Below are 24534 nucleotides of genomic sequence, written 5' to 3'. Positions count from 1 at the left end.
GACTTCCGCGCCCGCCGTGTCAGCCCTTGAGGCCGGCCATCCACGCCTCGACCTCGTCGGCGCGGCGCGGCAGCGACGCGGACAGGTTCCGGTTGCCGTCCGTGGTGACGAGGATGTCGTCCTCGATCCGGACTCCGATGCCCCGGTACTCCTCGGGCACCGACAGGTCGTCGGCCTGGAAGTACAGCCCGGGCTCGACCGTGAGGCAGACCCCGGCCTCCAGGGTGCCGTTGACGTAGGACTCGGTGCGCGCGGCGGCGCAGTCGTGGACGTCCATGCCGAGCATGTGGCCGGTGCCGTGCAGCGTCCAGCGGCGCTGCAGACCCAGCTCCAGCACCTTCTCGACGGACAGGTCACCGAGCAGGCCCCACTCGACCAGCTTCTCGGCGAGTACCCGCTGCGCGGCGTCGTGGAAGTCGCGGAAGGCGGCGCCGGGCTTCACCGCCGCGATGCCCGCCTCCTGGGCCTCGTACACCGCGTCGTAGATCTTCCGCTGCAGCGGGGAGAACGTGCCGTTGATGGGCAGGGTCCGCGTCACGTCGGCCGTGTAGAGCTCGTCGGTCTCCACACCGGCGTCGAGCAGCAGGAGCTCGCCGGGGCGGACCGCGCCGTCGTTGCGGACCCAGTGCAGTGTGGTGGCGTGCGGACCGGCGGCGCAGATCGAGCCGTAGCCGATGTCGTTGCCGTCGACGCGGGCGCGCAGGAAGAAGGTGCCCTCGATGTAGCGCTCGCTCGTGGCCTCGGCCTTGTCGAGGACCTTCACGACGTCCTCGAAGCCGCGGGCCGTGGCGTCGCAGGCCCTCTGGAGCTCGGCGACCTCGAAGTCGTCCTTGACCAGGCGGGCCTCGGAGAGGAAGACGCGCAGTTCCTCGTCGCGCTCCGCGGTGACCTTGTCGGTCAGGGCGGACTCGATGCCGGCGTCGTGGCCCCGGACGTTGCGGACGGGGCCGGTGGCCTCGGTCAGCGCGGCCGGGAGCTCGCGGACGTCCTTCGCCGGGATGCCCAGCAGCTGCTCTGCCTCGTTGAGGGAGTGGCGGCGGCCGACCCACAGCTCACCCTGGCCGTTGAGCCAGAACTCGCCGTTCTCACGGTCGGAGCGGGGCAGCAGGTAGACCGTGGCCTCGTGCCCGTCCTCGGTGGGCTCGAGCACCAGGACGCCGTCCTGGGTCCGGTCACCGGTGAGGTAGGCGTACTCGGTGGAGGGCCGGAAGGCGTACTCGGTGTCGTTGGAGCGGGTCTTCAGATTGCCCGCGGGCACCACCAGGCGCTCGCCCGGGAAGCGCGCGGAGAGCGCGGCGCGGCGGGCGGCGGTCTGCGAGGCCTGGGCGATGGGCTCCAGGCCGTGCAGCTCGGTGTCGGCCCAGCCGGACTTCATGTTCTCGGCGAGCTCGTCGGAAATGCCCGGGTACAGGCCGTTCTTCCGCTGCTTGATCGGCTCTGTCTCCGCTGTTTCCGGGGTCTCCGGGGTGAGCTCCTCAGACACGATTTGTCCTCCTTGTATGACACTGGGCCTTGCCCATCGTACGGGCGTACGGAAGGGGGCACAGGCGCGGAGGAACTATTACTTGTCCGGGGGCGGCCGTCAGTCGAAGCGGGCCGCCAGCAGGACGACGTCGTCGGTGGCGTCGTTCCGGCCGTGGTCCTCCGGGAGCACGGTCCGCAGGATGTGGTCGGCGACGGCTCCGGGGTCCTGGCGCGCGGCCCTCGGCACCGCGGCCGCCGCCGCGTGGAGCCGTGCGAACGCGCGGTCCATGGAGTCGCCGGAGCGGCGCAGAAGGCCGTCGGTGTAGATCAGGAAGGTCTCGCCCGGCGCTGTCGTGAACTCCACGCTCGGCGCTTCCCAGCAGGAGAGCATGCCCAGGGGTGCGGACAGCGTCGTCTCCACGAATTCGGTGCGCCGGTCACCGATCACGAGCGGGGGCGTGTGCCCGGCGCCGGCGAACACGACCGTGCGCCGTTCGGGTTCGCAGTACGCGTAGAGGGCGGTCGCCGCGCGAGCCGGTTCGGTGAGCCGCAGCAGGAGTTCGAGGTCGGAGAGTACGGCGACGGGATCTTCGCCCTCCATCACGGCGTAGGCGCGCAGGCCCGCGCGGAGCCGCCCCATGGCGGCCAGGGCGGTCGGTCCCGAACCTCCGACCGAGCCGACGGCCAGGCCGAGCGCGTTGTCCGGGAGGGGCAGTGCGTCGAACCATTCGCCGCCGCCGCCGTGGGCGGTGCGGTGGCGCACGGCGAGCCGCACACCGGGCACGCGGGGCAGCCGGGTGGGGAGGAGTTCCTCGGTGATGACGGCCGTGTCCGCCCTGGAGCGTTCCAGTTCCAGCAGGCGGGCCAGGTGCGCGGACGCGTAGCGGGCGTACACGCCGGCGAGATGGCACTGGCGTTCCAGTGGCTCGGCGGGTTCGTCGTAGAGCCAGACGGCCACGCCGAGTCTTCCGGTGGCATCGGTCGCGAGGGGCAGGGCGTAACTCGCGGCGTACCCGAGCCGGGCGGCGACCTCGCGGCAACGGGGGTCCAGGCCGGCGTCGCCGAGGATGTCCGGGCTGGTCAGGGGTTTGCCGGTGTCGGAGAGGCCGTCGAGGAAGCGGCCGTACGGGGTGGCGCTGCGGGGCACGGTCTCGATGTGACCGAGCTCCGCGTGGGCGAGGCCGAGCCCGATGGTGCGGGCCGGTCCGGCGCCGTCGGCGGGCTCGAGGACGAGGAGCCCCCGGGCGGCCCCGACGAGGGCGGCTCCGGCGCTCAGGAGTTCGGGCAGGGCGTGGTCCAGGGTGCCGGTTCCGGCCAGCCGCTCGGTGAGCTCGTGCAGGGTGGTCAGATCGGAGACCCAGCCGGCCAGGCGGTCCTGGAGGAACACCCCGGGTGCGAGGGGCACTTCTCTCAGCGGCGCGTCAGTGTGCGTTGAAACGGGAACCATGGGGTCGATTCCAGCCACTTTCGGCAGATGGGGGGCGCTCATGACGGCGGGCTTTCCGACCGGTGTGTTCTGTCGAATAGCATCGCAAACCCCCATGTCGTTCTGCGCCGCTATCAGTGCATCCGCATGTACACGTCCCCACATCTACACGCACAAGTAAGGTCATGTCCAGCATTGTCCTCGCGGTATTTATGGTGTCCGTGGCGTCAGTCAACTTGGCCAAAAAATGCACCCCCGGGCGGCTATTTGCGATCGACTGGGCGGGCTCGACAGCGGGAACCCTCGGGGTGAAGTGCCGGAGGGAGCGTCATCCCGGGCATGCTGGGTACGTAACCGTGGATGGCCAGGGGCAGTTGCGATCGCCTCGGAACCCGACAGCGAGCCCGGACGTCCTCACCGATGACGGCCGCCCGCCCACCCCTGAGTGGCGGGGCAGCACAAGGGACGGCACGCGCGTTGCGCACGCCGACCGCGCGATGTTTCAACTGGACTCGGCTCGGCTCAACCCGGCTCGACTCGGCTCAGCCCCATTCTGTTCGGTTCCACTCTGCTCGGCTCGGCTCACGTTCGGCATCGACGGTACGTCCGTGCCCGAAACCCGATGGGCCGGCACGCACAGCGAAGAGACGCACACGTGGTGTAACGCACACGTGGTGTGATGTGGACCTCGGCGTTCAACGGAAAGGAACGAGCGCTCATGCGCGAGATCCTCGGAAGGCGACGCAGGCGCCGGACCCGGCGCAAGGAAAGTTCCGCCCAGCTCGACGCGGCGCTGACCTGTGCCACCGTCTGGAAGTGGCCCGTGCTCCCGGGAGCGGGGCTGGCCGCGGGAGCCGTGCGCGGCGAACGCGGGCGCGGCTGCGCCTGTCCCGACCCCGAGTGCGCGGTGCCCGGCGCGCATCCCTTCGATCCCGGTCTCCTCGCGGCGACCACCGACGCGCGCATGGTGCGCTGGTGGTGGACCAACCGGCCCGGCGCCCCCGTCGTCCTGGCGACCGGCGGCGCGGCCCCCTGCGCACTGAGCCTGCCGGCCGTGGCCGGCGCCCGTGCGCTGACCGCCCTCGACGGCATGGGGCTGCGTCTCGGTCCCGTCGTCGCGACCCCGACCCGGTGGTCGCTGATGGTCTCCCCCTACACGCTGGAACGTCTCGGGGAGCTCCTGCACGCCAAGGACCGGGTGCCCAGTTCCCTGCGGTTCCACGGGGAGGGCGGATACATGATCCTTCCCCCGTCCGAGGTCGGTACGGGTCAGGTGCGCTGGGAGCGTGCGCCGGTGGCGGGCGACGCGGCTCCGTGGCTTCCCGATGTGGAGACGGTCCTGGACGCGCTCGTCGAGGCGAGCAACAGTGCTCCGGACGGCGGCAGCCGGCTCTCGTACTGACCGGCGCGAGCGCGGTGGCCCGCCGACGGCACACCGGCCGTCGGACAGGGCGCCGTACGGCCCGCGGTCGTGACGGACGCCGAGCGTACGAGCGGCTCATCCGCATGGGTGTGGGGCCGCTCCCGGTATCGCGTCGCCGGTGGGGTCACGCACGCCCTGCGCTTCGCGTTCCTGCAGCGTGGGATGCCACTGCCGGCCCGCTTTCTGACGCTCTTTCCGCGGAGAGCGGAGACAGGTCGCGGTGGTGCCGGTGCGGATGGCTTCCGAGGTGCTCCCGGTGCATTCACGGTGAGGGCGGAGACCCGGGGATTCTGTCCGAAAGCGAACGGCCCGGGTTCATCGGCTCCGTGGGGGCGCACGGTCGGCGCCCGGATCCGAACCGGCCCCGCACACCGGGACCGAAGGGCTGCGGACCTGTGAAGCCGGGGGCGCAAAGGACCGAAGCCGGGTGAGGGCCGGGGTGGTTGCCGCAGGCCCCGGGTCCGCCGCGCGCTCCGGCGTGCGCCGTGCCCGCCCGGGCCTGGAAACGAGGACGTCCGGCCGCTGGCGACGGGGGATGCACCAGCGACCGGACTTCCAGAACCGTAACAAGAGATCCGCCGTGAGCAAATTCGATCTCGTCTATTCGGTCAGCTATTTACCGACGGGTACGGGGAGTTGTGACGGGAGTCACCGCCACGGCCCCGCGTCGTCGCTGTCAGCTGAGCGTCACCTGGCGGTTGGTGAGCCCGCCTCGGGCCCGGCGCTCGTCGGCGGTGAGCGGTGCGTCGGACGCGAGGGCCTCCGTGAGCCGCTCCGCGAACTGCGCCGCGGGCTTCTCGCACTCCTCGGCACCCATCGCGCTCGGCAGGTCCCACACCGGGACCATGAGCCCATGGGCGCGGAACGAGCCGACGAGGCGGGTTCCCTCGCCGAGCGAGGAGGTGCCCGCGGCGTGCAGACGGGCGAGGGCGTCGAGGAGCTGCTCCTCCGGGTGCGGCATGACCCACCGCAGGTGGTTCTTCTCCGGTGTCTCGCACCAGTAGGCCGCGTCCACGCCGGTGAGCCGGGTGGTGGGGATGGCAGCAGCGTTGGCGCGCTCCAGGGAGGCCGACACCTCCGCCGTGGCGTTCTCCGCGTCCGGGACCCAGAACTCGAAGCCCTTGTGCACGACGGGCTCGAACGCCGCCTCGGGATCGAGTACGTCCTGCAGGCGCGGGCCGTCGGCAGGGACCCGGCGGGCGGCGACCGGTGAGCCGGGCTCGGCCTCCAGGGCCCGCTGCAGGGTGTCCGCCAGGTCCCGGCTGAGGTCGCCGGACGAGGTGTCGTTCTGCAGGGCGAGGAGGACGGAGCCGTCGTCACGGCGCAGCGCGGGCCAGGCCATCGGCAGAACCGTCGCGAGCGTGACGGAGGGCACGCCCTCGGGCAGTCCGCCCTTGAGTGTCAGGCCGACGGTGGCGGCGGGGACCAGCTCGCGCAGGGCGATCCAGTCGCACTCGCCGGCGAGCCCTTCGAAGGGGCGCTGCACCAGCTCGGTCACGGCGTGGGCGGCGGCGCGTCCGTGACACGCCTTGTAACGGCGGCCCGAACCGCACGGGCAGGGCTCACGTGCCCCGACGACCGGGATTTCACCATCCTTGAGCTGCGGCTTCCCGGCCTTGGACTGAGGGCGCTTCTTGGCCATGGTGGACGTTCTCCCGATTGCGACAGTGCGGTCTCGGGCGCGAGCCTAGTCGTCCCCGTCAGCCCCTGGGGCACACATGTCACGGTGTCCGGCCGTCCGCCGAAGGCCCGACGGCCCGACGTCCACCGGTCGTGCGGGCGGGCGGAGCTCTCGGCCGGCGTCCTCGCGCAGCTTTCGCCCCGCGTCGTCGCGGAGTTCTCAGCCCGCGTCGTCGAAGGCGTCGAGAGCGGCGGCCAGTTCCAGTCCTTCCAGCGAGCCCAGCCCGCCCAGCCCGGCGAGTCCCTCCAGGCCGCCCGGCCCGCCGGACGGGTCCCGGCGTGCGGCCGGAGCGCGGCCGGGGCCGACCGTGGGGAACCCGTGACGCCCGTGAGCTGCCGGGACCAGGGCCCAGACGGTGACTTCACCCGCCGGGTCGTCCCGCACGCCCCATTCCCGGGCGAGGGCACTGATGATGTTGAGTCCGCGCCCGCCGCGGGCGGTGACCGAGGGCGTCGCCGGGACGGGCCTGGTCGGTCCACCGCCGTCCGTGACCTCGACGGTCAGGTCGCCTTCGCCGTCCACGCGCCACGCGGCACGGATGTCGCCGTCGCCCACTTCTGTGTGTGTCCCCAGCGGTCTGCCGTGCCGGCAGGCGTTGCTGAGGAGTTCCGAGAGGATCAGTACAGCGTCGTCGACCACGGTGTCCGAGACCCCGTTGCTGCGCAGTTGCTCGCGCATACGGTGTCGCGCCTGCCCCACACCCGCTGGACCATGGGGTACGGCCATGCTCGACGACGTCGGCACTTCCTGTGCCACCACAAACGCCACCCCCGAGACCTCCTTTGCCCCACGCCAGGGATTGGATGCCCTCCTGGGATGCGCCGGAAACCGGCCAAAGCCCTGGCAGTGATGCACTCGTAACGATCGATTGCGGAGTGAATGCGCCGGTGCACACCGTGTAACTGATGTTAAGAACGGCCAAGTTGCGACAGGACCTGCTTGGGGCGGTTCGTGATGATTGCCTCCACTCCGAGGTTCACGCAGAGGTCGACGTCCTCCGGCTCGTTCACCGTCCAGACGTGCACCCGGTGGCCCGCCCTGTGCAGGCGGGCGATGTACCCGGGGTTATTGCGTACGATCCGCATCCCGGGGCCGGCGATCCGTGCCCCCGCCGGGAGGCGGCCGTCGCGCAGCCTCGGTGAGACGAACTGCATCAGGAAGACGGTCGGCAAAGCGGGTGCGGCGGCCCGCACCCGGTAGAGGGAGCGGGCGGAGAAGCTCATGACGCGCACGGGGGACGGCCCCTCGGCGGGCGGCTCGTCCAGGCCGAAACGCCTGAGCAGATGGAGCAGCCGCTCCTCGACCTGGCCGGCCCAGCGGGTCGGGTGCTTCGTCTCGATGGCCAGCTGGAGCGGCCGGCCGCCCGCCCGGACGTCATGGGTCAGCTCGAGTAGGCGTTCGAGCGTGAGCACCGACGTGAGCTCGCCCGGCACCGGATCCCAGTCCGGGGACTCCTCGTGGTCCTTCCAGGAACCGAAGTCCAGGGCGGCGAGATCGGCCAGCTCCAGTGCGGACACGGCCCCCCGGCCGTTGGACGTGCGGTTCACCCTGCGGTCGTGGACACAGACGAGCTGCCCGTCGGCGGTGAGGCGTACATCGCACTCCAGGGCGTCGGCCCCGTCCTCGATGGCTTTCCGGTACGCGGCCAGAGTGTGTTCGGGAGCGTCGTCCGAGGCCCCGCGATGGGCGATGACCTGGATGGGAGGCTGCTCGGAGGGTAGGCGTGCGTGGGTCACGGCGCCATCGTGTCACCGAGACTCGTCGTGTGCTGTCAGCTTGTTGTGTACGACCGTTTTGCCTGATGTAAAGATTGGTGTGCGGATGCACAGGTCCTGCTTACAGTGGCCTGACGTGCTGTGGGAAAAGCTGACCGCAGACACGTGCACAGCGGATCTCTTGCCGAATGCCGAGTGGAACCGAGGAGTAAAGAGCTGTGAGCACCGAGAACGAGGGCAACGAGGGCACCGCGGGTCCGTCCGTACCGTCTGTTCCGTCCGCACCTCCCGTGCCGGCTGCCGCTCCTGAGGGCACCCCGCAGGGGGGTCCGCCCGCGCCGGGGGCCCCGACCGCCACGCCCGCGGACGCGCCGACGGCCCAGGTTCCGGCCGCGCACCAGACAGGCGCCGAGCAGGCTTCCGCCGGGCACGCGCAGTACCCGCAGTACCCGCAGTACCCGTACACCCCGTCGGCACCGGAGCACGCCCCCGCCGGCTCCGAGGCCTGGCCTCCGCCCCCGCCCGCCATCCCCTCGTATGCCGACGGCGGCAGCCCGCCCGCCTGGGGCGCGCCCGCGCACGCGGCGCCCGAGCACCCGCGCAAGCGCCGTGCCGGCGGCCTGGTCGCCGCGGTCGCCGTGGCGGCTCTCGTCGCGGGCGGCGTGGGCGGAGCCCTCGGCTACTGGGCCGCGGACAGCAGTGACTCCGGCTCCTCCTCCGGGTCGACCACGGTCGCCGCGGCCAACAGCCCCAAGGACTTCAAGCGCGCCGCGGGCACCGTCGCGGGCGTCGCGGCGAGCGCGCTGCCCAGCGTGGTCACCATCGACGCGCAGTCCGGCGACGGCGAGGGCGGCACGGGGACCGGCTTCGTGTACGACAAGGAGGGCCACATCCTCACCAACAACCACGTGGTGGCCTCCGCGGCGGACAGCGGTCAGCTGACCGCGACCTTCTCCAACGGCAAGAAGTACGACGCCGAGGTGGTCGGCCGCGCCCAGGGTTACGACGTGGCCGTGCTGAAGCTGAAGAACGCCCCGGACGGACTGACCCCGCTGGCCCTGGGGGACTCCGACAAGGTCGCCGTGGGCGACTCCACCATCGCGATCGGCGCACCGTTCGGCCTGTCCAACACGGTCACCACGGGCATCATCAGCGCCAAGCACCGCCCCGTGGCCTCGGGCGACGGGTCCAGCAGCAAGAACTCGTACATGAGCGCCCTGCAGACCGACGCCTCGATCAACCCGGGCAACTCCGGCGGCCCGCTCCTGGACGCGGGCGGCGCGGTGATCGGCATCAACTCGGCCATCCAGTCCACCAGCGGCGGAGGCGTCGGCCAGTCGCAGGCCGGCTCCATCGGCCTGGGCTTCGCCATCCCCGTCAACCAGGCGAAGAACGTCGCCGAGCAGCTGATCAAGACCGGTGAGCCCGTGTACCCGGTGATCGGCGCGACGGTCACGATGGACGAGAAGACCGGCGGCGCCGTCATCTCGGAGGAGGGCGCGGGAGGCAGCCCCGCCGTCACCCCGAACGGCCCGGCGGCCCAGGCGGGCCTGAAGGCCGGCGACGTGATCACCAAGTTCGACGACACGGTGGTCGACAGCGGCCCGACCCTGATCGGCGAGATCTGGACCCACAAGGCCGGCGACAAGGTGACGCTCACCTACAAGCGCGACGGTAAGACGGCGACGGCCGAAGTCACCCTGGGCGAGCGCAAGGGCGACAGCTGACCGGCTAGGCTGTTCCACGCATCGAGCCGGACCCGGGGCACCGGGACCGGCTCCGACGCGGGGTGGGTTGCCCGAGCGGCCTAAGGGAACGGTCTTGAAAACCGTCGTGGCAGCGATGTCACCGTGGGTTCAAATCCCACACCCACCGCAGGTGAACGGCCCCTGACCAGTACGTATGGTCGGGGGCCTTTGCCATGCCCGGTCCCCGCCGGGCACCGCTGTTCCCCGTGGTTTCCCGCTCTATCGGGCACGGAAGGGGCACGCGGGGGGGCCGGAGGAAGACACCAGCACCTGCACCTCAGTCGCCTGCGAACCACACATAGCTGCCCGGGGTGGCCGAGCACTGTTCGAGTACCGCCGAGAGATCGTCCAGCGCCGCGCGCTGGCGCTCGTCCGCGCACTGTTCTTTCAGGCGGGGCACTTCGATGAGTGCTGCTGAGGCTTCCTGCTCGTTCATCACCGTGTCTCCGTAGAGATCGACGGCTGGAAGGCGCCCAGGGACGCCGAGATAGTGAAGCGACCCGAGCGCGTCGGCCAACGCCTCGGCGTGCCCGTAGCAGCCTCGCAGAAACGTCCTGCGTGCCTTCTTCCAGTTGCGCGCCGGGCGAGCAGAGTGCAGTTCCACATCGATTCCCACGCACGCATGATGCCGTAGTGACACTTCCCGCAAGGGGGTACGGCCGCTCAGCGATGGATCGGGATCTCGTAGACGATCTCGCAGTGCGCTGCGGGCACCACGATGTCCGCCGTCTCCACGGGGCGGCCCTGGTCGCTGTAGTACGTCCGCCGGATGTGCGTCACGAGTGCGGCCTTCTGTATGCCGAGTAGCGATGCCTCTTCGGCGGTCGCGTGCCGCGGTTCAGGCTGCTCCACCGCATGGCTGACGGTGACTCCGATCGCGGCCATGCGGTTCACGACTCCCGCCCCGGCGTGCGGCCCTCCCTCGGGGAGGACGACGAGTGTGCCGGCGGTGAGGTCGTAGGGCTCCCAACTCGTCGACAGCTGCACCGGCCTGCCGTCCGCCAAGAACTCGTACGTCGTACGCACGCACAGTTCGCCCTCGACGATCCCGAGCCGCGCCGCGATCTCCACCGGGGCGGGCACCTTCGCGTCGGTCCGGCTCTCCCAGTCGCCCTGTCTGCCGAGCGCCTTCATGTCCTGGCGGAACGGAGCTCCGCCGGGCTGCTCGCGCGCCGTTGACCGGACGACCCGTACTCGCTGCCGGGTCTCGGCGACGTATGTGCCCGATCCGGCCCGGCCCTCCAGCACGCCGTGGGAGATCAGCAACTCCTGAGCCCGGCGAACCACGTTCTCGCCCACGCCGTACTCCTGGCCGATCTGGGCGCGGGAGGGGAGGCGGTCGCCCGGTTCCCAGACGTGCTCCGCGATGCGCCGCCGGAGTTCGTCGGCGATGCGGAGATACGGCGGTTGCTCAGACATATGGAAAATCTAGTCCACTAGCTCTAATCTAGTTAACTAGCTTCACTGAAAGTGATCGCTGGTGACGGAGGCTGCCCTGTGCCCGCTTCGGGAGTGACCGCGGCGGCCATCGCCGCCCGACTGTCCGCCATCGGGCTCCCCACGCGCGTGGAGGAGCACAAGCGGTTCACGACGGTCGAGGCGGAAGTACCGGAAACGCTCTCCGCTGAGTCATGGCGGGAGGTCCTGGACGTGGTGGCTGAGGCCGATCGATTCGGACTCCTGGCCACCAGTGTGAACGGCCGCACCTTATGGGCGGCTGTACGCAAAATGGTCCCCACGACTGGCGATGTCGGGGGACCGGGCTATCAGCGATAGGAGCTGAACAGCATGCTCAACCGTATCCGCCGTGCCGCCTCGTTCACCAGAGAGCGGTACTTCTCGAAGGGCCGGCATCGCCGCCCCTTAACGCCCTCCCGGCCGCTGGCTGCTCGCACCGTTATCGCACCCGCTGACGCTTCGGCCGTCGCCCTGGGTCGGGCTTCGGCGGGCGCGGTCCACCGTTACCCGCTGAGGGGTGAGGACGTCGCGCTTGTCCGTCCGTACCTGCTGGCGTGGGAAGAGCGAGTTCGGACGCGCACGGTGCTCGTCGCCCCCCAACTCCCCGCCGACGCCTGGTCGGCCCTCGCGGGGGTCCACTGATGCCTCCTCGCCGACAACCGCACCCCACGGGCACAGCTCCCGTCCCGTACCGCTCGATCGCGTGCTGGATCGGCACGCACCACTCCTGCATCGAGCCCTCCCCGTCTTTGGCGCCGGCCGACGTACCGGTGATCTACGAGGTGTGTGACTGCCCGTGCCACTCGACCCCCGACCCTTATGTGCCTACGGAGGTCACGGCGTGAGGGGCCGAGCACCAGGCGGCGCGCTGGTTTCCCCCGTCGAGGTCACTGCGGCCACGGTGCAGCGCGGCGACATCATCCAACTCGGCGGCCAGGCCTACCGGGTGCGAGACCTTCTCCAGCTCCCGCAGGGGGCCAAGCAACTGGTCTTCGAATCGGGCGAACTGCTGGCCATACACACGCGTACCCGGCTCATCGCCCTGCGACTGCTGAGAAGGCGGTGACCGGCTCCGTGCCTTCTCGTCACCACGACATCGCCGACGACCTCCGCCACCAGATCAAGACGGGCAGCATCAAGCCTGGCGAACGCCTCCCGTCCGAAGCCGGCCTGGCCGTCCGGTACAGAGTCAGCACAGTGACCCTGCGACGTGCTCTCGCTGTGCTCCAGGGCGAAGGACTCGTCGAGAAGATCCACGGCAAGGGCAACTACGTCCGTCACCCCCGCCGCAAGATCATGTACGTCGGCGGCTGGGGCACGCTGGACCCCTGGACCGCTGCTGAGCCGACGTTGCGCGTCACGGTTCGCAGCACCACGGTTCCGGCCTCCGTGCACCTGACGACGTTGCTGAAGGTGCCAACGGGAAGCCCCCTCGCGGAGTACTCCTGCCTCAGCATCGAACAAGGGTCGCCGCACGGCCTGGCCCGCATCTACATCCCGCGCGACTTAGTCCCGGCCGGAGTCCTCGACGACGACTCCGCGTGCCGGGAGGCGGTCACTAGATTCGCCGTCCTCGGCTCGTCGCCGGCCACCGTCCGAGAGACGGTCTGCGCCCGCTCACCGACCCCAGATGAAGCGTCGGCCCTCCGGATCGGATCCACCGCGGTTGTCCTCGCGATCACCCGTGTCGCCACTGACTCCACCGGACGCGTCATCGAAGCGGCGCTCCTGGCCTTCCCGGGAAATCGCGTCGATGCCGTCTTCACCGCCCACCATGTGCTCGACGAGAGGCAGACACAAGGATGACGGCACCGAACGAAATGCGACTGCTTCCGTGGACGGGCCCAGAGGGCAGGCCCTGCTTCCTGAGCACCGACGACCGGGGCGGCTACATGTCCCGTCTGGCAGACCACATCGAGGCGGTCCAACTCGGCACGGCGGCCGAACTGCTGGAAGAGGCCGCGGAAGCCTTCGACGACCAGGACGTGGACCTGACGGACCTGCGCTGCCTGGGCCACGCCCTGACGGGCTCCCTGAGGGACGTGCTTCGGGTTGCGGCCAGCCGTGGTCATCTGCTCACAGTGCGCGAGCCTCACCGAATCTGATAGAGGCTGCGGCACAACGGCGCCAGCCGAGCACAGACTCCCGAGGGGAACCCGAGTGAAGTTCTCGGGTTCCCCTCCCCGTTGTGTTATGCCAGTTCGGTTGCTCGCCGCAACGAGGTAGCCAGACCGGCGGGATGCCCCGAGGGTCGGTTCCTAGGACACCACGCGTGCCGCGAGCTTGGGAACCACGCATGGCTCGTGCTCAAACATCGCCTGGCTTACATAACTGGTCCCTAGCGGGACGTAGTTGAGTAACCTGGGAGGGTTACGTCCATCCCCGGCCGAGCTGTCCTGCCGGGCCGTCAGGACAGGAGCCCTCGCGTAACTATGGCTCGGGTTAGTGCAAATTTTTTAGACAAGGCTTGGTCGAGACTCTACGGCGGGCATGGGCAGTCGGAGATTCCCGACGTTATCAATTTGCGAGACATATCCTCTAACTGGCCTAAGTTTCGAGCAGAGGTAATAAAGAGCCTTCGGAGTGGACAGGTTGGACCCGATTATGTCGAGATCATAGACCTGCCCAAGAACCCCGTCGGGGTCCGCCCAATTGCGCGACTAACAGTGCACGATCGTCTCGTTTATGACACGCTAGTATTTGCGATCGCTGATCTGATTGATCATCAGGTCGGGGATGCGGTCTATAGCGCCCGTTGGAGCAATGGGGGAAAGGAATTCTGGACACCTGTTAACTCTTGGGTGAACATGCAGAAGCAAGGCGTCAAGATAATTAACTCGGCCCCCTTTCAGCTTGCCCGAACTGACGTAGTGTCTTTTTATGAGCACATTGACGTGAGCACACTTTCGGTGGACCTGCAAACCTTAAATGCTAATCCGAGAGTGTTGGGGCTTCTGGATAAATACCTGCAGATGTTCCAGTCATCCAGCCATGCGTGGGGAATACCGCAAGGGCCTGATTCTTCGGGCATCCTTGCAAATATGTACCTCTTGCCGGTGGACGAGTTCGTATACAGGTCTAAGGTCAATTATCTACGATACTCGGACGATATGATGATTTTCGACACCGATTGGACCGCCCTGCGAAGTATTTTGTTGGAGATCAACTCCATTTTGCGGTCTCGACGGCTTTCAATGTCTGCAGCGAAGACGGACATCTTTGATAATTCCGAGTCGGTCACGCAGTTGGAAAACCTTGAGAAAGATGCAATCAATTATGGGCTAAAAATTGGCGAGATGGGCGCTGATGATCGACTTTATAAACTCTTCACTCAGGCCATATCGGGGAACCAGAAGGATCGAGATGTAAAATTTGCGCTCTACCGCATGGGAGTATGGCTCAGTGATGACCGTGCAATTCCCTGGGTCATGAAGAACTTGATAGAGAGCCACCATTTGGCTGGCAACTTGTTGGACTATTTGGAGTGCTTCCCAAGTCGCCGTATTGCTATCGGTAGGGTGCTCGCATCCACGCTGTCCCTCGTAGCCGGGAAGGATTACGACTATCTGGAGCAGCGCGTGCTTCAATCTGCAGCGCGCCAGGAAATCAGGTCGCGTAAGATTCGGGATCATTCCTGGCAGATCCTGCAGAATAAAAACAAATCCAACCTGCCGCGGGAGTTTGCTGCGCGGTATCTGGGGAGATTTAGCTCGCCGGCGGACGGTCAGCTTCTGCGACGCCAGTATGAGGATGAGGCGAATCCTAGTGTCCGTCGTGCTCTGCTTGTTGCCATGTACGAGGCTCGTTCAGTTTCCAATGGGCTGCTTGAGCGGCTCGCTGGATCGGAATCGGAACTGGCCTGGGTTTGTCGCTATCTACTCAAAAACCCGAAAATCCCTCTGCCTAGATAGTTGGTGGCAATTATGGTCCGACTAGTGTCTTATTTTCTTGCCGCACTGGTGAGCGGAATAGTGAGTTTCTACCTGCCTAACCCGACAGCGGTCAACCTTGTGGCGGGATTTAGTGTGGGAATGCTCATACCTACACTCGATGAAGTTGGTAAAAATCGTCAAGATATAAGACACCTATGGTACTCGACCAGGTATAGGAATCGGAGCATTCGTGTTTCCACTTCTTACTTGTTCAGGATTAAGCTCGATGACAAGTACCTTCTGATCCGTGGGCGCAGATTCCCGCAGTTCCAGCCAGTCGGTGGTGTTCACAAAGTGACGGCACAAGGCAGCGGTAAGTTGCTTGCTATGGGGGTGACGGATGACGATCTAGTGCCTTTCGATGCGTCGAGTAGGGGTGATCTTCGCGTTCGTGTACCCGGGCGCCAAATCGCACGCTTCTTTAACTGGTTTAATTCACGACAGGGGCGCGAGGATTCTCCGTGGCGTGAGTTCCAAGAGGAGCTCGTTGCTTCCTCGATTTTGCCGAGTTCTCATTTTCCGCACATCATGCACAACTATGTCAGGCGCGATGTGGATAAAATTCGCTATAGCCCTCATGCGCAATCGCTTGAAATCTTGGTCGCAGACATTTATGAGCTAACGCCGAATCTTGACCAAGAGGCTGAGCTCCGCAGTCTTATGAATTCAGGGCACCCGGATTTGCTGTGGGCAACCACGCAACAGATAAGCCGACGGGGGTCTATTCCGGGGCAGAGGCATCAAGTTGATATTGCTGCGCATGCTCAACGGATCCTGTAGAGCGCGCATAGGTCGGCGGAGCGGGTTTGGCCGGTGTCCTGCCCGGTTTGGGGTCGAGCATGATCAGGGGGCCGTACGCTGGCCGGCAACTCGGGCAGGCTGTGATCCTGCCCGGAATTTGAACGAGTGGCCCCCTGGTCTTGCTCGGCGCGGGACCCGAACCGGGGAGGTGGCTAAAGCCGTGGAGCCGACCGCCCCAGCCACAGCGGGGCCCCCACCTTCTGCCCGCAGCTCGCCAGCGCGCCGCCGGGCGCGGCTAGCCGGGGCGGAGACAGGAGGCAGGCCGCGCCGCAGAGGCGGCGCGCGCCCGCGCCGTGCGCGGGCCTTGATGAAGTAGAGAAAGTCTTATCCCGCTGTGATGAGCTGCTTGCCGTCGTGGCTTCGCACGTGAGGGCCGTTGCCGTCCAGGGCGTCCAGGAGACGGACCGCGTAGACCTCGGCCATGCGCTCGCTGACCTCGTCGGGTGTGAGCCAGGAGACGGCTGTCGACTCGCTTGATGTGCGCTCAGTGCCACCGGAGGGCTTACAGCGGAAGACCAGAGCCACGATGCCTCGGGTCGTGTTCTTGTAGACGCCGGTGAGCTGTTCCACCTCGACGTGGATGCCTGTCTCTTCCCAGACCTCGCGTGCAACGCCGGCCTCGGGTGTCTCGTTGAGTTCGAGGATGCCGCCGGGGAGCTCCCAGGTGCCGTTGTCGGCTCGGCGGATCGCCAGGAGACGGCCGTCCTCGCGCACCACTACTCCGGCGACGGACACGGAGTGCAGGGGAGTGGGTGCCGCTTCCTGTGATTGACTCATGTAGAGGAGCATAGGAGGCAGGGAAGGACTATGGGAACTGCGGCGGGAGGGGCCGGTTCCGGTCCTCGGTATGTGCAGATCGCTGATGACCTCGTGCAGCAGATCCGGGCGGGGGTTCTCAAGGCCGGCGACATGGTGCCGAGCGAATCCGAGCTGGTGGACCGCTACGGCGTCTCCGGTGGGACGATCCGTAAGGCCATGGTCGAGGTACGGGCGAGCGGGCTCGTCGAGACCCGGCATGGCAAGGGCTCGATCGTCAAGAACCGGCCCCCCGTACGGCACCGCTCCTCCGATCGCTTCCGGCGCTCGCTCCGGCAAGGTGGCCAGGCCGCCTACCTCGCGGAGTCCGCACAGTCCGGCGCCACCGCAAAAGTCAGCGTCCTCTACATCGGCCCCATGGACGCGCCCGAGGATGCGGCCGAGCGCCTGGGCGTGCCCGCCGGTACGCAGGTGTTGGCCCGCCGGCGCCTCTACTTCCGTAACGGCACCCCGGTGGAGACCGCCTCGTCGTACCTGCCCTGGGACGTGGTGAAGGAGATCCCCGAGCTGTTCGCCGAGAACCCCGGGGGCGGAGGCATCTACGCCCGACTCGAAGACCACGGGCATGAGTTCGCGGAGTTCGTCGAGACGCTGCAAGCGCGCCCGGCCTCGAAGTCGGAGGCGTCGGAACTGACGCTTAGCCCGGGTGCGCCCGTGGTTCACCTGATCCGGGAGGCCCGGACGACTGCGGGTCGGGTGGTCGAGGTGTGCGACACGCTCATGGCCGCTGACCAGTTCGTTTTCGAGTATCGGATCCCTGCTGACGACTGACGTCCCCTCAACTTTCCGCAACCCGTCGTGAGTTCTTCTTCGCGACGGGTTGACTCATGTACAGGAGTCGGGCACTCTTCTTCATGTCACTCATATACATGAGTGGCGGAGTTCAGCATCTATAGAGGAGTGATCTGCTGTGCGTCAGATTCCCGTCGACACCTCCAGCGCTGTCGTGATGGTCGCCAAGCCTCCGCTGGTCAAGGTCCGTGACCGCCGCACCGGTGAGATCGCCACCGACATGGAGACCGGTGCTCAGCTCATGACCGTGGACGTGATGTTCGCGGCGAACGAGGAGGTGGAGATCCTGTCCGTCACCGTTCCGGAGCCCGGGATCACCGGTGAGCTGTCCATGGGTACGCCGGTCGCGCTCACCGGCCTGGTCGCCCGTCCGTGGGAGAACGACTTCAACGGTCAGCGGCGGCACGGCATCGCGTTCCGCGCGGTCGCCGTCACCTCGCTCGCCGACGTCGCCGCCGCAGGGTCGAAGGCGGCCTAGTCATGACCGCCTTCACGGTCGCTCTGGTGCTGGTCGTCGCCGCTGCGGGTCTCCTGCGGTGGCGGCGGCCCGCCTGGTACTGGCTGGCCTTCGGGGTCACTCTGGCCGCGCTGCGGGTCTTGGTCCGGTACCGCTCGGTCATGGACGCGTGCGGGTTGACCGTTCCGCCGGCGCGGTGGCGGTTAGCTCTGGCTCGGGCCACCAACCAGCCGATACCTGAGCCCCGCCCACCGCGTATCCGGCGACTGCGGCCGACTCGCACCGGCCTGGTCCTCCGACTCAAGCTCGGTCCCGGCCAAGACGTCTTCGACATCGCTGCGGCCTCGGACCGGCTTCGGCACTCGTTCTCGATGTTCGGCGTGACCTCGCGTGAGGTGCGGTCCGGTGTCGTCGAGGTGCGGATGACCGGATACGACGTGCTCAAGCGGGTGCAGATGCCTGCTGAGACGGAGACCCGGGCGATGCGGGTACCGGTCGCCCTCCGGGAGGACGGGTCGGTGCACTACCGCGACTACCGCGCGATACCTCATGCCCTCACCCTCGGCGCCACGGAGTCCGGCAAGTCGGTCTACCAACGCAACCTGGTCGCCGGCCTTGCTCCTCTGGACGTTGCCCTCGTCGGCATCGACTGCAAGCAAGGGGTCGAACTCTTCCCGCTGGCGCGCCGGTTCTCAGCGCTGGCCGACAGCCCGGACACCGCTGCCGAACTCCTCGATGCACTCGTGGCGCGGATGGCGGACGTCTACCGCCTCATCCGTACCCAGCAGCGCATCACCGTCGATGTACCGGACGCGGAGATCGCCGCCGACATCTGGGACCTGCCTGATGGGCTCCGCCCGACCCCGGTCGTCGTCCTGGTCGACGAGGTGGCCGAACTCGCTCTGTACGCAACGAAGGAGGAGGAGAGGCGGCGGGACCGCATCATCACCGCCTTGGTCCGTCTCGCGCAGCTCGGCCGCGCCGCCGGTATCTACCTCGAAATCTGCGGACAGCGCTTCGGCTCCGAACTCGGCAAGGGCATCACCATGCTCCGCGCCCAACTCACCGGCCGCACCGCCCACCGTCTCAACGACGAGACCTCCGCCAACATGGCCTTCGGCGACATCGCCCCGGACGCGGTCCTCGCCGCCATCCAGATTCCCGCCGAACTGCGAGGCCTCGCCATCGCGGGAGACGCGTCCGGCGGTTGGCACCGCATCCGTGCTCCGCACACCTCGCTCCGCCAGGCCGTGAACCTCTGCAACCGGTACGCCGACAGGACCCCTGACCTGCCCGAGCTGGCCCCTTTCCGGCCCACCACCGGCACCGCCACCGAACTTGTGCCATCGGCGAAGGCCTCTCCGGCCACCGCCTGAACTCTCCCCCCACCCGGTAGGCGTGACCGTCTTCGCGCCGAGTCCCTACCACCGCCATGCCCAGAGAAGGGAGAACCGCCATGTGCCCCGACTGCGAGGACTTCGCCCGGACCGTGCTCCTGCTCGGCCAACTCGCCCTGTACGCCGACATGGCCGACGCCGACCTCGACTTCGTGGACGTCGTCAGCCCGTCCCTCGCTGTGTCGCTGCCGGAGCCGCCGCCGGGCACGTTCCCGGACGACTCCGACCCCGCTGAGGACTCCTGATGGGCGCCCGTCACGGTCTCCGGATCGACGCGGTGTTGATCCAGGCGGTCATCGCCGGAGCTCTGTCCTTCGCCCACCTGCACGACCTCGCCGCCGCGGCCGGACAGGACGGCTGGAAGGCATGGGCCTACCCGGTCAGCGTCGACCTGCTCCTTGTCGCCGCCTGGCGTCGGCTGCGCAGCGAGGGTCCGTCCCGGTTGGCCTGGTGCTGGTTCCTGATCGCCCTGTTCGCCTCGCTCGGCGCCAACGTCGCCACCGCCGGGTTCCTCGACCTGGCCGACCCGCCGGCCCCGCTCCGGCTCGGCATCGCCGGATGGCCCGCACTCGCCTTCCTCGGCGGCACACTCCTCGCCCACTCGTCGGGGAAGCCGGAGCCAGCTCCGCCAGCCGCCGTCACGGAGACAAAGGACGTCGAGCCAGCGCGTACGCCTGACGCCGCCCCGATCCCATCCCTGGCCGATGAACCCCCTGCGACAACGCCCCTGTCCTCGCAACCGGCCGCGCCCCCGGATCCGCCCGTTCCCGCCGTGCTGATCGACCACGCCCGCAAGGTCGCCGACGAGTACCGCACCCGCACCGGATCACCGATCGACACCGACACCCTCCGCTCCCGCCTCGGCGTTCCGCCCCACCTCGCCGACGCCATCGCCGCCCGCCTCAGCTGACCGCAACGGAGAACTGAGATGACCCACGATCCCGCCGACCTGACCGTGGACGACTACCTCGACGGAGCGCGTGAGATGGCCGCAGCCGGACGCCCCTTCCTCGCCCACCTGCTCGCCGAGGAAGCCGCACGGCGCGTCGACGACCCGGCCACCGCCCGCAGCATCCGCGCCCAGTACACCGACCCGACGACCGACAGGGGCTGACCGACATGCCCGCCCGCGACAGCTTCCACTCCGTGATGCGTATCGGCCCCGTGCAGATCGGCACCCACCGCGACCGCACCGCCCACGCCGCCGTCTGCACTGCCGACCGCTGCGGCTGGTCCGCCGACTACTCCAGCCGGACCGCCGCCCAACTCGCCGCCCGTACCCATCGCTGCACCGTCCGATAGGAGACAGCGTCCATGGACGTCCCCCTCTGGATCGCCCTGCTGGTCGTCGGCTACCTCGGCATCAAGCTCTTCCGCCCGCCGGCGTGGCTGATCTGCGTACTCCTCCTCGGCGGCTACCTCCTCGCCGACAGCCTCGTCGCCTCCGTCATCGACACCGCCGTCAAGTAACCCGCGCCCGGGAGAGGAGAACCACCCATGTTCCAGCCCAAGATCCCGACCATGCCGCAGCCCTCGGGCCTGGTCACCCCGCCCGCCGTCGTCCAGCCGACCACCATCACGCCGGGCACGCCTGCCCCGGCACCCGCCGCCGCCCCTGAGCCGTCCCGTCCGGTCGTACAGCTCACCCCCGGCACCGCGGTCGCGCTCGTCGGTGCCGGTACTGCCGTCGTCCTGGTCGTCGGCACCGTCTTGGTCTCGCTGCTCCTGGCGGTCGCCGTCACCAGCGCATCGGTCGCCGTCTGTGCGGTCGTCGTGCGCTCCCTGATCGCGTCCGACGCCAAACGCCGCTGACCGGCCCCCGGGCGGCCTCGATACCGCCAAGCATCCGCCGCCCGGGAGCCGTACCCACCGATCGATCTCGCAACCGGAAGGAACTCCCAGCATGGCCCACCGGCCCTCACCCTCGGAACAGAAGCGGTCCATGCCCGCCCCACAGCTCGACCCGACCGTCCTCGGGGACGTCCTCCGGGTGGCCTCGGCCTCCGACTACACCCGCTGGGAGGACCAGATCCGCCGTACCGGCGGCTGTGCCGACCCCGTCCATCTGAGCGGCTGGGTAACCCATAAGGACAAGACCACCGGCGAGACCCTGCACCGCTACTCGACCGCGTACGAGCCGGGCGGACGCCTCCGTATCGCCTGCGGCAACCGCCGTGCCTCCCGCTGCCCCTCCTGTGCCTGGACCTACGCGGGCGACACCTACCACCTGATCCGTGCCGGCCTCGCCGGAGACGATCGCCGCGACATCACCGCCGCTGTCCGCGACCACCCGCGCGTCTTCGCCACCCTCACCGCACCCTCGTTCGGCCCCGTCCACAACCGCCCCGACCGGGGCACCTGCGGTTGCGGCACGGCACACGCCCCGGACTCCGGAGACCTGGGCTCCGCCCTTGACCCGGAGACCTACGACTACGCGGGCGCCGTGCTTTTCAACAACCACGCCGGGGAGCTCTGGCAGCGTTTCACCACCCGACTCCGCCGCGAACTCGCCATCCACGCAGGAATCCCACGCCGTGAGCTGGGCGACCATCTCCGCGTCTCCTTCGGCAAGGTCGCGGAGTTCCAGAAGCGCGGAGCCCTCCACTTCCACGCCGTCATACGTCTCGACGGCCCGGAGGGACCTCGTACGCCGCCGCCCTCTTGGGCCACGGTCGATCTCCTCACCGACGCGATACGCGCCGCAGCCGCGCACTCGTACACGTCGGTCTCCGTCCCGGCTGCCGGTGAACAGTCGGCCCGGACCTTCCGGTGGGGCCGACAGCTCGACGTCCGCCCGGTCAAGGCTTTCGGCGACGGTTCAGATGTCACCGAACAGGCTGTTGCCTCGTACGTGGCCAAGTACGCCACCAAAGCCGCCGAGAACACCGGCACCCTGGACCGCCGCATCGGCGAACTCGCCGAACTCGACCGCCACCGCGTTCCCGATCACACCCGTCGGCTCATCACCGCATGCCGTGAGCTCGACACCCTCTATCCGGACCGGCGTCTCTGGGCCTGGGCCCACATGCTCGGCTTTCGCGGCCACTTCTCGTCCAAGTCCCGCACCTACTCGACCACCCTCGGCGCCCTCCGCCAGGAACGCGCCGACTATCGCGCTGCGCAGGAAGCGACGGTCCTCGGCCTGGCCGACCGTGAACCGGACACCGTCCTCGTCCTGGCGGACTGGCAGTACGTCGGCCACGGGCACACCCCCGGCGAAGGGGCTCTGGCCGCCACCATCGCCCGTGACCTCCAGACCAACCGCGAGACCGCCCGGGACGCACTGAAGGACCGCACTGCCAACGAGGGGGAGTGGTGACCGTGGCGGACCGACTGCTCACCGTGAATCAGGTCGCCGAACGCCTCGGCACCGGCCTCCGCTTCCCACGCCGGCTCATCGAGGAACGCCGCATCACGTTCGTCAAGGTCGGCCGACATGTCCGCATCCCCGAGAGCGCCGTGGAGGAGTACGTCAGTGCCCACACGGTGGCGCCGATCGTCCTGCGGCCCACCTCGGCGTACTCGTACCGGAGGGCTGCCTGATGGCCGCCAAGCGTAAAGCCCGCCGCGCCTTCGGCCGGATTCGGAAGCTGCCGTCCGGCCGGTTCCAGGCTCGGTATCCGGGGCCTGACGGCGTGCTGCGTGCAGCTGATCAGACGTTCGCGACAACGACGGACGCCGATCGCTGGCTGGCACGGAAGCGAATCGAGATAGAGGAGGGCCGCTGGCTCGACCCCGCCGAGGGACGGACCACCGTCCGCGATTGGTCGGCACGATGGCTCACCGCGGTCTCCCCGCAGCTCAAGCACAAGACACAGGCGTCGTACCGATCCCTGATCAACTCGCTGATCGTTCCGGCGCTCGGTGATCGTGAGCTGTCCAGCCTTCGGCCGATCACCATCGTCGAATGGGTCGGTGCGATGAAGACCCGTGGTCTCAGCGCCTCGCGGATCAGGCAGGCCTACCGGGTGCTCTCGCAGATCATGCGGGCGGCCGTCGACAACGAGATGATCGGGCAGACCCCGTGCAGGGGTGTGAAGCTGCCTCGCATGCCGCAGACCGAGCCGCACATCCTCACCCCGCTGGAAGCCTCACGGATCGTGCGGAACGCGACGAAACCGCATGACCTGCTGATCTCCTTGCTCGCCTACGCGGGTCTGCGGGTCGGAGAGGCGTTCGCGCTGCGGCGGGCGGACATCGATGTGTCCGGCGGCCTGGTCCTCGTCGATGAGAACCTGGCCGAAGCGAATGGCACCCTCGTCTTCGACACACCCAAGTCCCATCAGAAGCGGGTCCTGCGGATCGGGCCGTCACTCGCGGCGCGGATCGGCCGGCACCTGGAGACGCTGCCCGGCGGGGAGGACGCTCTCCTCTTCGTCACGCCCGGCGGCAAGCCTCTGCGCTACAACCAGTGGCGCAAGGCGTACTTCGATCCCGCCGTGGCGGCGGCCGGGCTCACCGACGTCACGCCGCACGATCTCCGCGCCTCGCACGGGACGTGGGTCGCCGACCGGTACGGCGTGATGACCGCCGCGCGGCGGCTGGGGCACTCGAACGCGAGCGTGACCACTCGGCACTACGCCCGGCCCGTGGCTGGTCGAGACGACCAGGTGGCGGAAGCGGCGGACAGCTGGCTCAGTGGGTCGGACACCGACGACGGCCCTGCCGGTGTCGCTTCGAGCTGACCACCCTGCCTCTCCTGCCAGTTGAACGGCCCCTGACCATGTACCTGGTCGGGGGCCGCTTTCCTGATCAACCCCTTGGACGGCCCGGCCCGGCACGAGGTAAAACCCGATGTATGACCGTCCTCTACTGCGCCAGATGTGGGGTCGCGCTCACTGGAGACCTGGTGGCGCTGCCGATCGTTCCGGAAGTGGCTGACTCCGATCATGGCCGGGACAAGAAGACCGGTCGGGCTTGCTCCACTGTTCCCAGGGGGCACTATGCCATCGACCCCAACCCCTGGGGCGCTCCGTTCGTCGTCGCCGACGTATCCTCCCGCCTTGCTCGCAGCACGGGACGCGAGCTGCTGAGAGCCGACTCCCATGTCACCACGTCCGCCGGAGCCCGTGACAGCTTTGTCCTTCACCCGGACGATGCTGTGCCGCGTCTTGAACCCTTCACCCTCGGGGACAACTGGCTTGGGTGCTGCGGTCCCACCGGCGCGCACGGCCCCAACCTGGCCTGCCCCTGCGGCTCCCGCCTGGCCACTTGGGCGGCCGATTGTTTGGGCCCGAATGAACTTCACCTTGACCCGGTCCGTGTCTACGCCTGGCATCAAGAGTCACGATGCTGAGCGAGGGACACGTAGCGGGCACGAAGCCGATGACAACGGCTCCGTCAGGAGGCCTGTACCCGTCTGACCTGCGGCGGAGTCCAGAAGCCGCCCGACCCGCGAAAGGTCTTGAAAACCGTCGTGGCAGC

29 protein-coding genes and 1 tRNA gene are annotated in these 24534 nt (G+C 68.2%); 22 read left to right on the top strand and 8 right to left on the bottom strand.

Features of this window, described 5'->3' with window-relative positions; translation table 11 throughout:
• Window positions 1-19: 19 nt before the first annotated feature.
• Together OG206_RS16340 and OG206_RS16335 are read right to left on the bottom strand one after the other, a co-directional pair.
• On the bottom strand, window positions 20-1483 hold the full coding sequence (locus OG206_RS16340) for an aminopeptidase P family protein (protein WP_327116666.1): 1464 nt from the start codon (window positions 1481-1483) through the stop codon (window positions 20-22).
• A gap of 99 nt (window positions 1484-1582) precedes the next feature.
• Window positions 1583-2953, bottom strand: coding sequence for a PP2C family protein-serine/threonine phosphatase (locus OG206_RS16335; RefSeq protein WP_327116664.1), 1371 nt, complete (start codon window positions 2951-2953; stop codon window positions 1583-1585).
• A 655-nt stretch (window positions 2954-3608) separates the two neighbouring features.
• Between OG206_RS16335 and OG206_RS16330 the strand changes: the two genes are divergently transcribed.
• Window positions 3609-4292 carry a bifunctional DNA primase/polymerase gene (locus OG206_RS16330; protein WP_327116662.1) on the top strand — a complete coding sequence of 228 codons (684 nt, stop codon included), beginning with the start codon at window positions 3609-3611 and terminating at the stop codon, window positions 4290-4292.
• Between the two features lie 697 nt (window positions 4293-4989).
• Here OG206_RS16330 and OG206_RS16325 read toward each other — a convergent pair.
• The 3 genes from OG206_RS16325 to OG206_RS16315 all read right to left on the bottom strand — a co-directional run bounded on the left by OG206_RS16325 (window position 4990) and on the right by OG206_RS16315 (window position 7730).
• The gene (locus tag OG206_RS16325; RefSeq protein ID WP_327116660.1) at window positions 4990-5955 is read right to left on the bottom strand and encodes a DUF5926 family protein; all 966 of its coding nucleotides are present in this window, start codon (window positions 5953-5955) and stop codon (window positions 4990-4992) included.
• 198 nt (window positions 5956-6153) lie between these two features.
• Window positions 6154-6762, bottom strand: a complete 609-nt coding sequence (locus OG206_RS16320) for an ATP-binding protein (protein ID WP_327116658.1) — start codon at window positions 6760-6762, stop codon at window positions 6154-6156.
• 140 nt (window positions 6763-6902) lie between these two features.
• Window positions 6903-7730, bottom strand: coding sequence for a glycerophosphodiester phosphodiesterase family protein (locus OG206_RS16315; RefSeq protein ID WP_327116656.1), 828 nt, complete (start codon window positions 7728-7730; stop codon window positions 6903-6905).
• A gap of 197 nt (window positions 7731-7927) precedes the next feature.
• On the opposite strand from OG206_RS16315, the gene OG206_RS16310 reads away from it, so the two are divergent.
• Together OG206_RS16310 and OG206_RS16305 are read left to right on the top strand one after the other, a co-directional pair.
• Window positions 7928-9436 (top strand): S1C family serine protease, encoded by a 1509-nt coding sequence (locus tag OG206_RS16310; RefSeq protein ID WP_327116654.1) that lies wholly within the window; start codon window positions 7928-7930, stop codon window positions 9434-9436.
• A 61-nt stretch (window positions 9437-9497) separates the two neighbouring features.
• A tRNA-Ser gene (locus tag OG206_RS16305) sits at window positions 9498-9584 on the top strand.
• Window positions 9585-9734: 150 nt separating this feature from the next.
• On the opposite strand, the gene OG206_RS16300 is transcribed toward OG206_RS16305, so the two are convergent.
• On the bottom strand, window positions 9735-10073 hold the full coding sequence (locus OG206_RS16300) for a hypothetical protein (RefSeq protein ID WP_033247906.1): 339 nt from the start codon (window positions 10071-10073) through the stop codon (window positions 9735-9737).
• 47 nt (window positions 10074-10120) lie between these two features.
• Window positions 10121-10876 (bottom strand): GntR family transcriptional regulator, encoded by a 756-nt coding sequence (locus OG206_RS16295; RefSeq protein ID WP_030123106.1) that lies wholly within the window; start codon window positions 10874-10876, stop codon window positions 10121-10123.
• 78 nt (window positions 10877-10954) lie between these two features.
• Here OG206_RS16295 and OG206_RS16290 point away from each other — a divergent pair, with 78 nt between their 5' ends.
• The 7 genes from OG206_RS16290 (at window position 10955) to OG206_RS16265 (ending at window position 15627) form a co-directional block, all read left to right on the top strand.
• Entirely contained in the window at window positions 10955-11233 is a 279-nt protein-coding gene (locus OG206_RS16290) for a hypothetical protein (RefSeq protein ID WP_030123107.1), read from the top strand.
• A gap of 12 nt (window positions 11234-11245) precedes the next feature.
• Window positions 11246-11557: a hypothetical protein gene (locus OG206_RS32610; protein WP_030123108.1), complete on the top strand. Its 312-nt coding sequence runs from the start codon at window positions 11246-11248 to the stop codon at window positions 11555-11557.
• Window positions 11558-11756: 199 nt separating this feature from the next.
• Complete coding sequence (locus OG206_RS16285) at window positions 11757-11981, top strand: hypothetical protein (RefSeq protein WP_030123109.1); 225 nt, start codon at window positions 11757-11759, stop codon at window positions 11979-11981.
• Window positions 11978-12721, top strand: coding sequence for a GntR family transcriptional regulator (locus OG206_RS16280; protein ID WP_030636126.1), 744 nt, complete (start codon window positions 11978-11980; stop codon window positions 12719-12721). Before OG206_RS16285 ends, OG206_RS16280 begins: the two co-directional genes overlap by 4 nt.
• A complete protein-coding gene (locus tag OG206_RS16275) occupies window positions 12718-13020 on the top strand; it encodes a hypothetical protein (protein WP_030123111.1) in 303 nt (100 codons plus the stop codon). The genes OG206_RS16280 and OG206_RS16275 overlap by 4 nt, the downstream gene beginning before the upstream one ends.
• A 327-nt stretch (window positions 13021-13347) precedes the next feature.
• A complete protein-coding gene (locus tag OG206_RS16270) occupies window positions 13348-14826 on the top strand; it encodes an RNA-directed DNA polymerase (protein WP_078468319.1) in 1479 nt (492 codons plus the stop codon).
• Window positions 14827-14850: 24 nt separating this feature from the next.
• Entirely contained in the window at window positions 14851-15627 is a 777-nt protein-coding gene (locus OG206_RS16265) for an SMODS-associated NUDIX domain-containing protein (protein WP_318259807.1), read from the top strand.
• Window positions 15628-15972: 345 nt separating this feature from the next.
• Here the strand turns inward: OG206_RS16265 and OG206_RS16260 are convergent, their stop codons facing one another.
• Complete coding sequence (locus OG206_RS16260) at window positions 15973-16437, bottom strand: NUDIX hydrolase (protein ID WP_033247907.1); 465 nt, start codon at window positions 16435-16437, stop codon at window positions 15973-15975.
• An 18-nt stretch (window positions 16438-16455) separates the two neighbouring features.
• Here OG206_RS16260 and OG206_RS16255 point away from each other — a divergent pair, with 18 nt between their 5' ends.
• The 12 genes from OG206_RS16255 (at window position 16456) to OG206_RS16200 (ending at window position 23795) form a co-directional block, all read left to right on the top strand.
• Window positions 16456-17235, top strand: coding sequence for a GntR family transcriptional regulator (locus tag OG206_RS16255; RefSeq protein WP_051708339.1), 780 nt, complete (start codon window positions 16456-16458; stop codon window positions 17233-17235).
• Between the two features lie 139 nt (window positions 17236-17374).
• Complete coding sequence (locus OG206_RS16250) at window positions 17375-17734, top strand: SCO3933 family regulatory protein (protein ID WP_030123114.1); 360 nt, start codon at window positions 17375-17377, stop codon at window positions 17732-17734.
• A gap of 2 nt (window positions 17735-17736) precedes the next feature.
• Complete coding sequence (locus tag OG206_RS16245) at window positions 17737-19089, top strand: FtsK/SpoIIIE domain-containing protein (protein ID WP_030123115.1); 1353 nt, start codon at window positions 17737-17739, stop codon at window positions 19087-19089.
• A gap of 80 nt (window positions 19090-19169) precedes the next feature.
• Window positions 19170-19355: a hypothetical protein gene (locus OG206_RS16240; protein WP_030123116.1), complete on the top strand. Its 186-nt coding sequence runs from the start codon at window positions 19170-19172 to the stop codon at window positions 19353-19355.
• Window positions 19355-20020 carry a DUF2637 domain-containing protein gene (locus tag OG206_RS16235; RefSeq protein ID WP_030123117.1) on the top strand — a complete coding sequence of 222 codons (666 nt, stop codon included), beginning with the start codon at window positions 19355-19357 and terminating at the stop codon, window positions 20018-20020. Before OG206_RS16240 ends, OG206_RS16235 begins: the two co-directional genes overlap by 1 nt.
• Window positions 20021-20038: 18 nt before the next feature.
• The gene (locus OG206_RS16230; RefSeq protein ID WP_030123118.1) at window positions 20039-20224 is read left to right on the top strand and encodes a hypothetical protein; all 186 of its coding nucleotides are present in this window, start codon (window positions 20039-20041) and stop codon (window positions 20222-20224) included.
• Window positions 20225-20229: 5 nt separating this feature from the next.
• The gene (locus tag OG206_RS16225) at window positions 20230-20412 is read left to right on the top strand and encodes a mobile element transfer protein (protein WP_030123119.1); all 183 of its coding nucleotides are present in this window, start codon (window positions 20230-20232) and stop codon (window positions 20410-20412) included.
• A 12-nt stretch (window positions 20413-20424) separates the two neighbouring features.
• Window positions 20425-20580 (top strand): hypothetical protein, encoded by a 156-nt coding sequence (locus tag OG206_RS16220; protein ID WP_106972196.1) that lies wholly within the window; start codon window positions 20425-20427, stop codon window positions 20578-20580.
• Between the two features lie 27 nt (window positions 20581-20607).
• The gene (locus OG206_RS16215; RefSeq protein WP_030123120.1) at window positions 20608-20922 is read left to right on the top strand and encodes a hypothetical protein; all 315 of its coding nucleotides are present in this window, start codon (window positions 20608-20610) and stop codon (window positions 20920-20922) included.
• Between the two features lie 91 nt (window positions 20923-21013).
• The gene (gene repSA, locus OG206_RS16210; protein ID WP_030123121.1) at window positions 21014-22429 is read left to right on the top strand and encodes a replication initiator protein RepSA; all 1416 of its coding nucleotides are present in this window, start codon (window positions 21014-21016) and stop codon (window positions 22427-22429) included.
• A gap of 2 nt (window positions 22430-22431) precedes the next feature.
• Window positions 22432-22653: a helix-turn-helix domain-containing protein gene (locus OG206_RS16205; protein WP_030123122.1), complete on the top strand. Its 222-nt coding sequence runs from the start codon at window positions 22432-22434 to the stop codon at window positions 22651-22653.
• Window positions 22653-23795, top strand: coding sequence for a tyrosine-type recombinase/integrase (locus OG206_RS16200; RefSeq protein WP_030123123.1), 1143 nt, complete (start codon window positions 22653-22655; stop codon window positions 23793-23795). Before OG206_RS16205 ends, OG206_RS16200 begins: the two co-directional genes overlap by 1 nt.
• Window positions 23796-24534: the final 739 nt, after the last annotated feature.

Source organism: Streptomyces sp. NBC_01341, assembly GCF_035946055.1.
In the GTDB taxonomy this organism is placed as follows: Bacteria; Actinomycetota; Actinomycetes; order Streptomycetales; family Streptomycetaceae; genus Streptomyces.
Note: the sequence above shows the minus strand (reverse complement) of the source record. Positions and strands in the feature narration are given on the sequence as shown.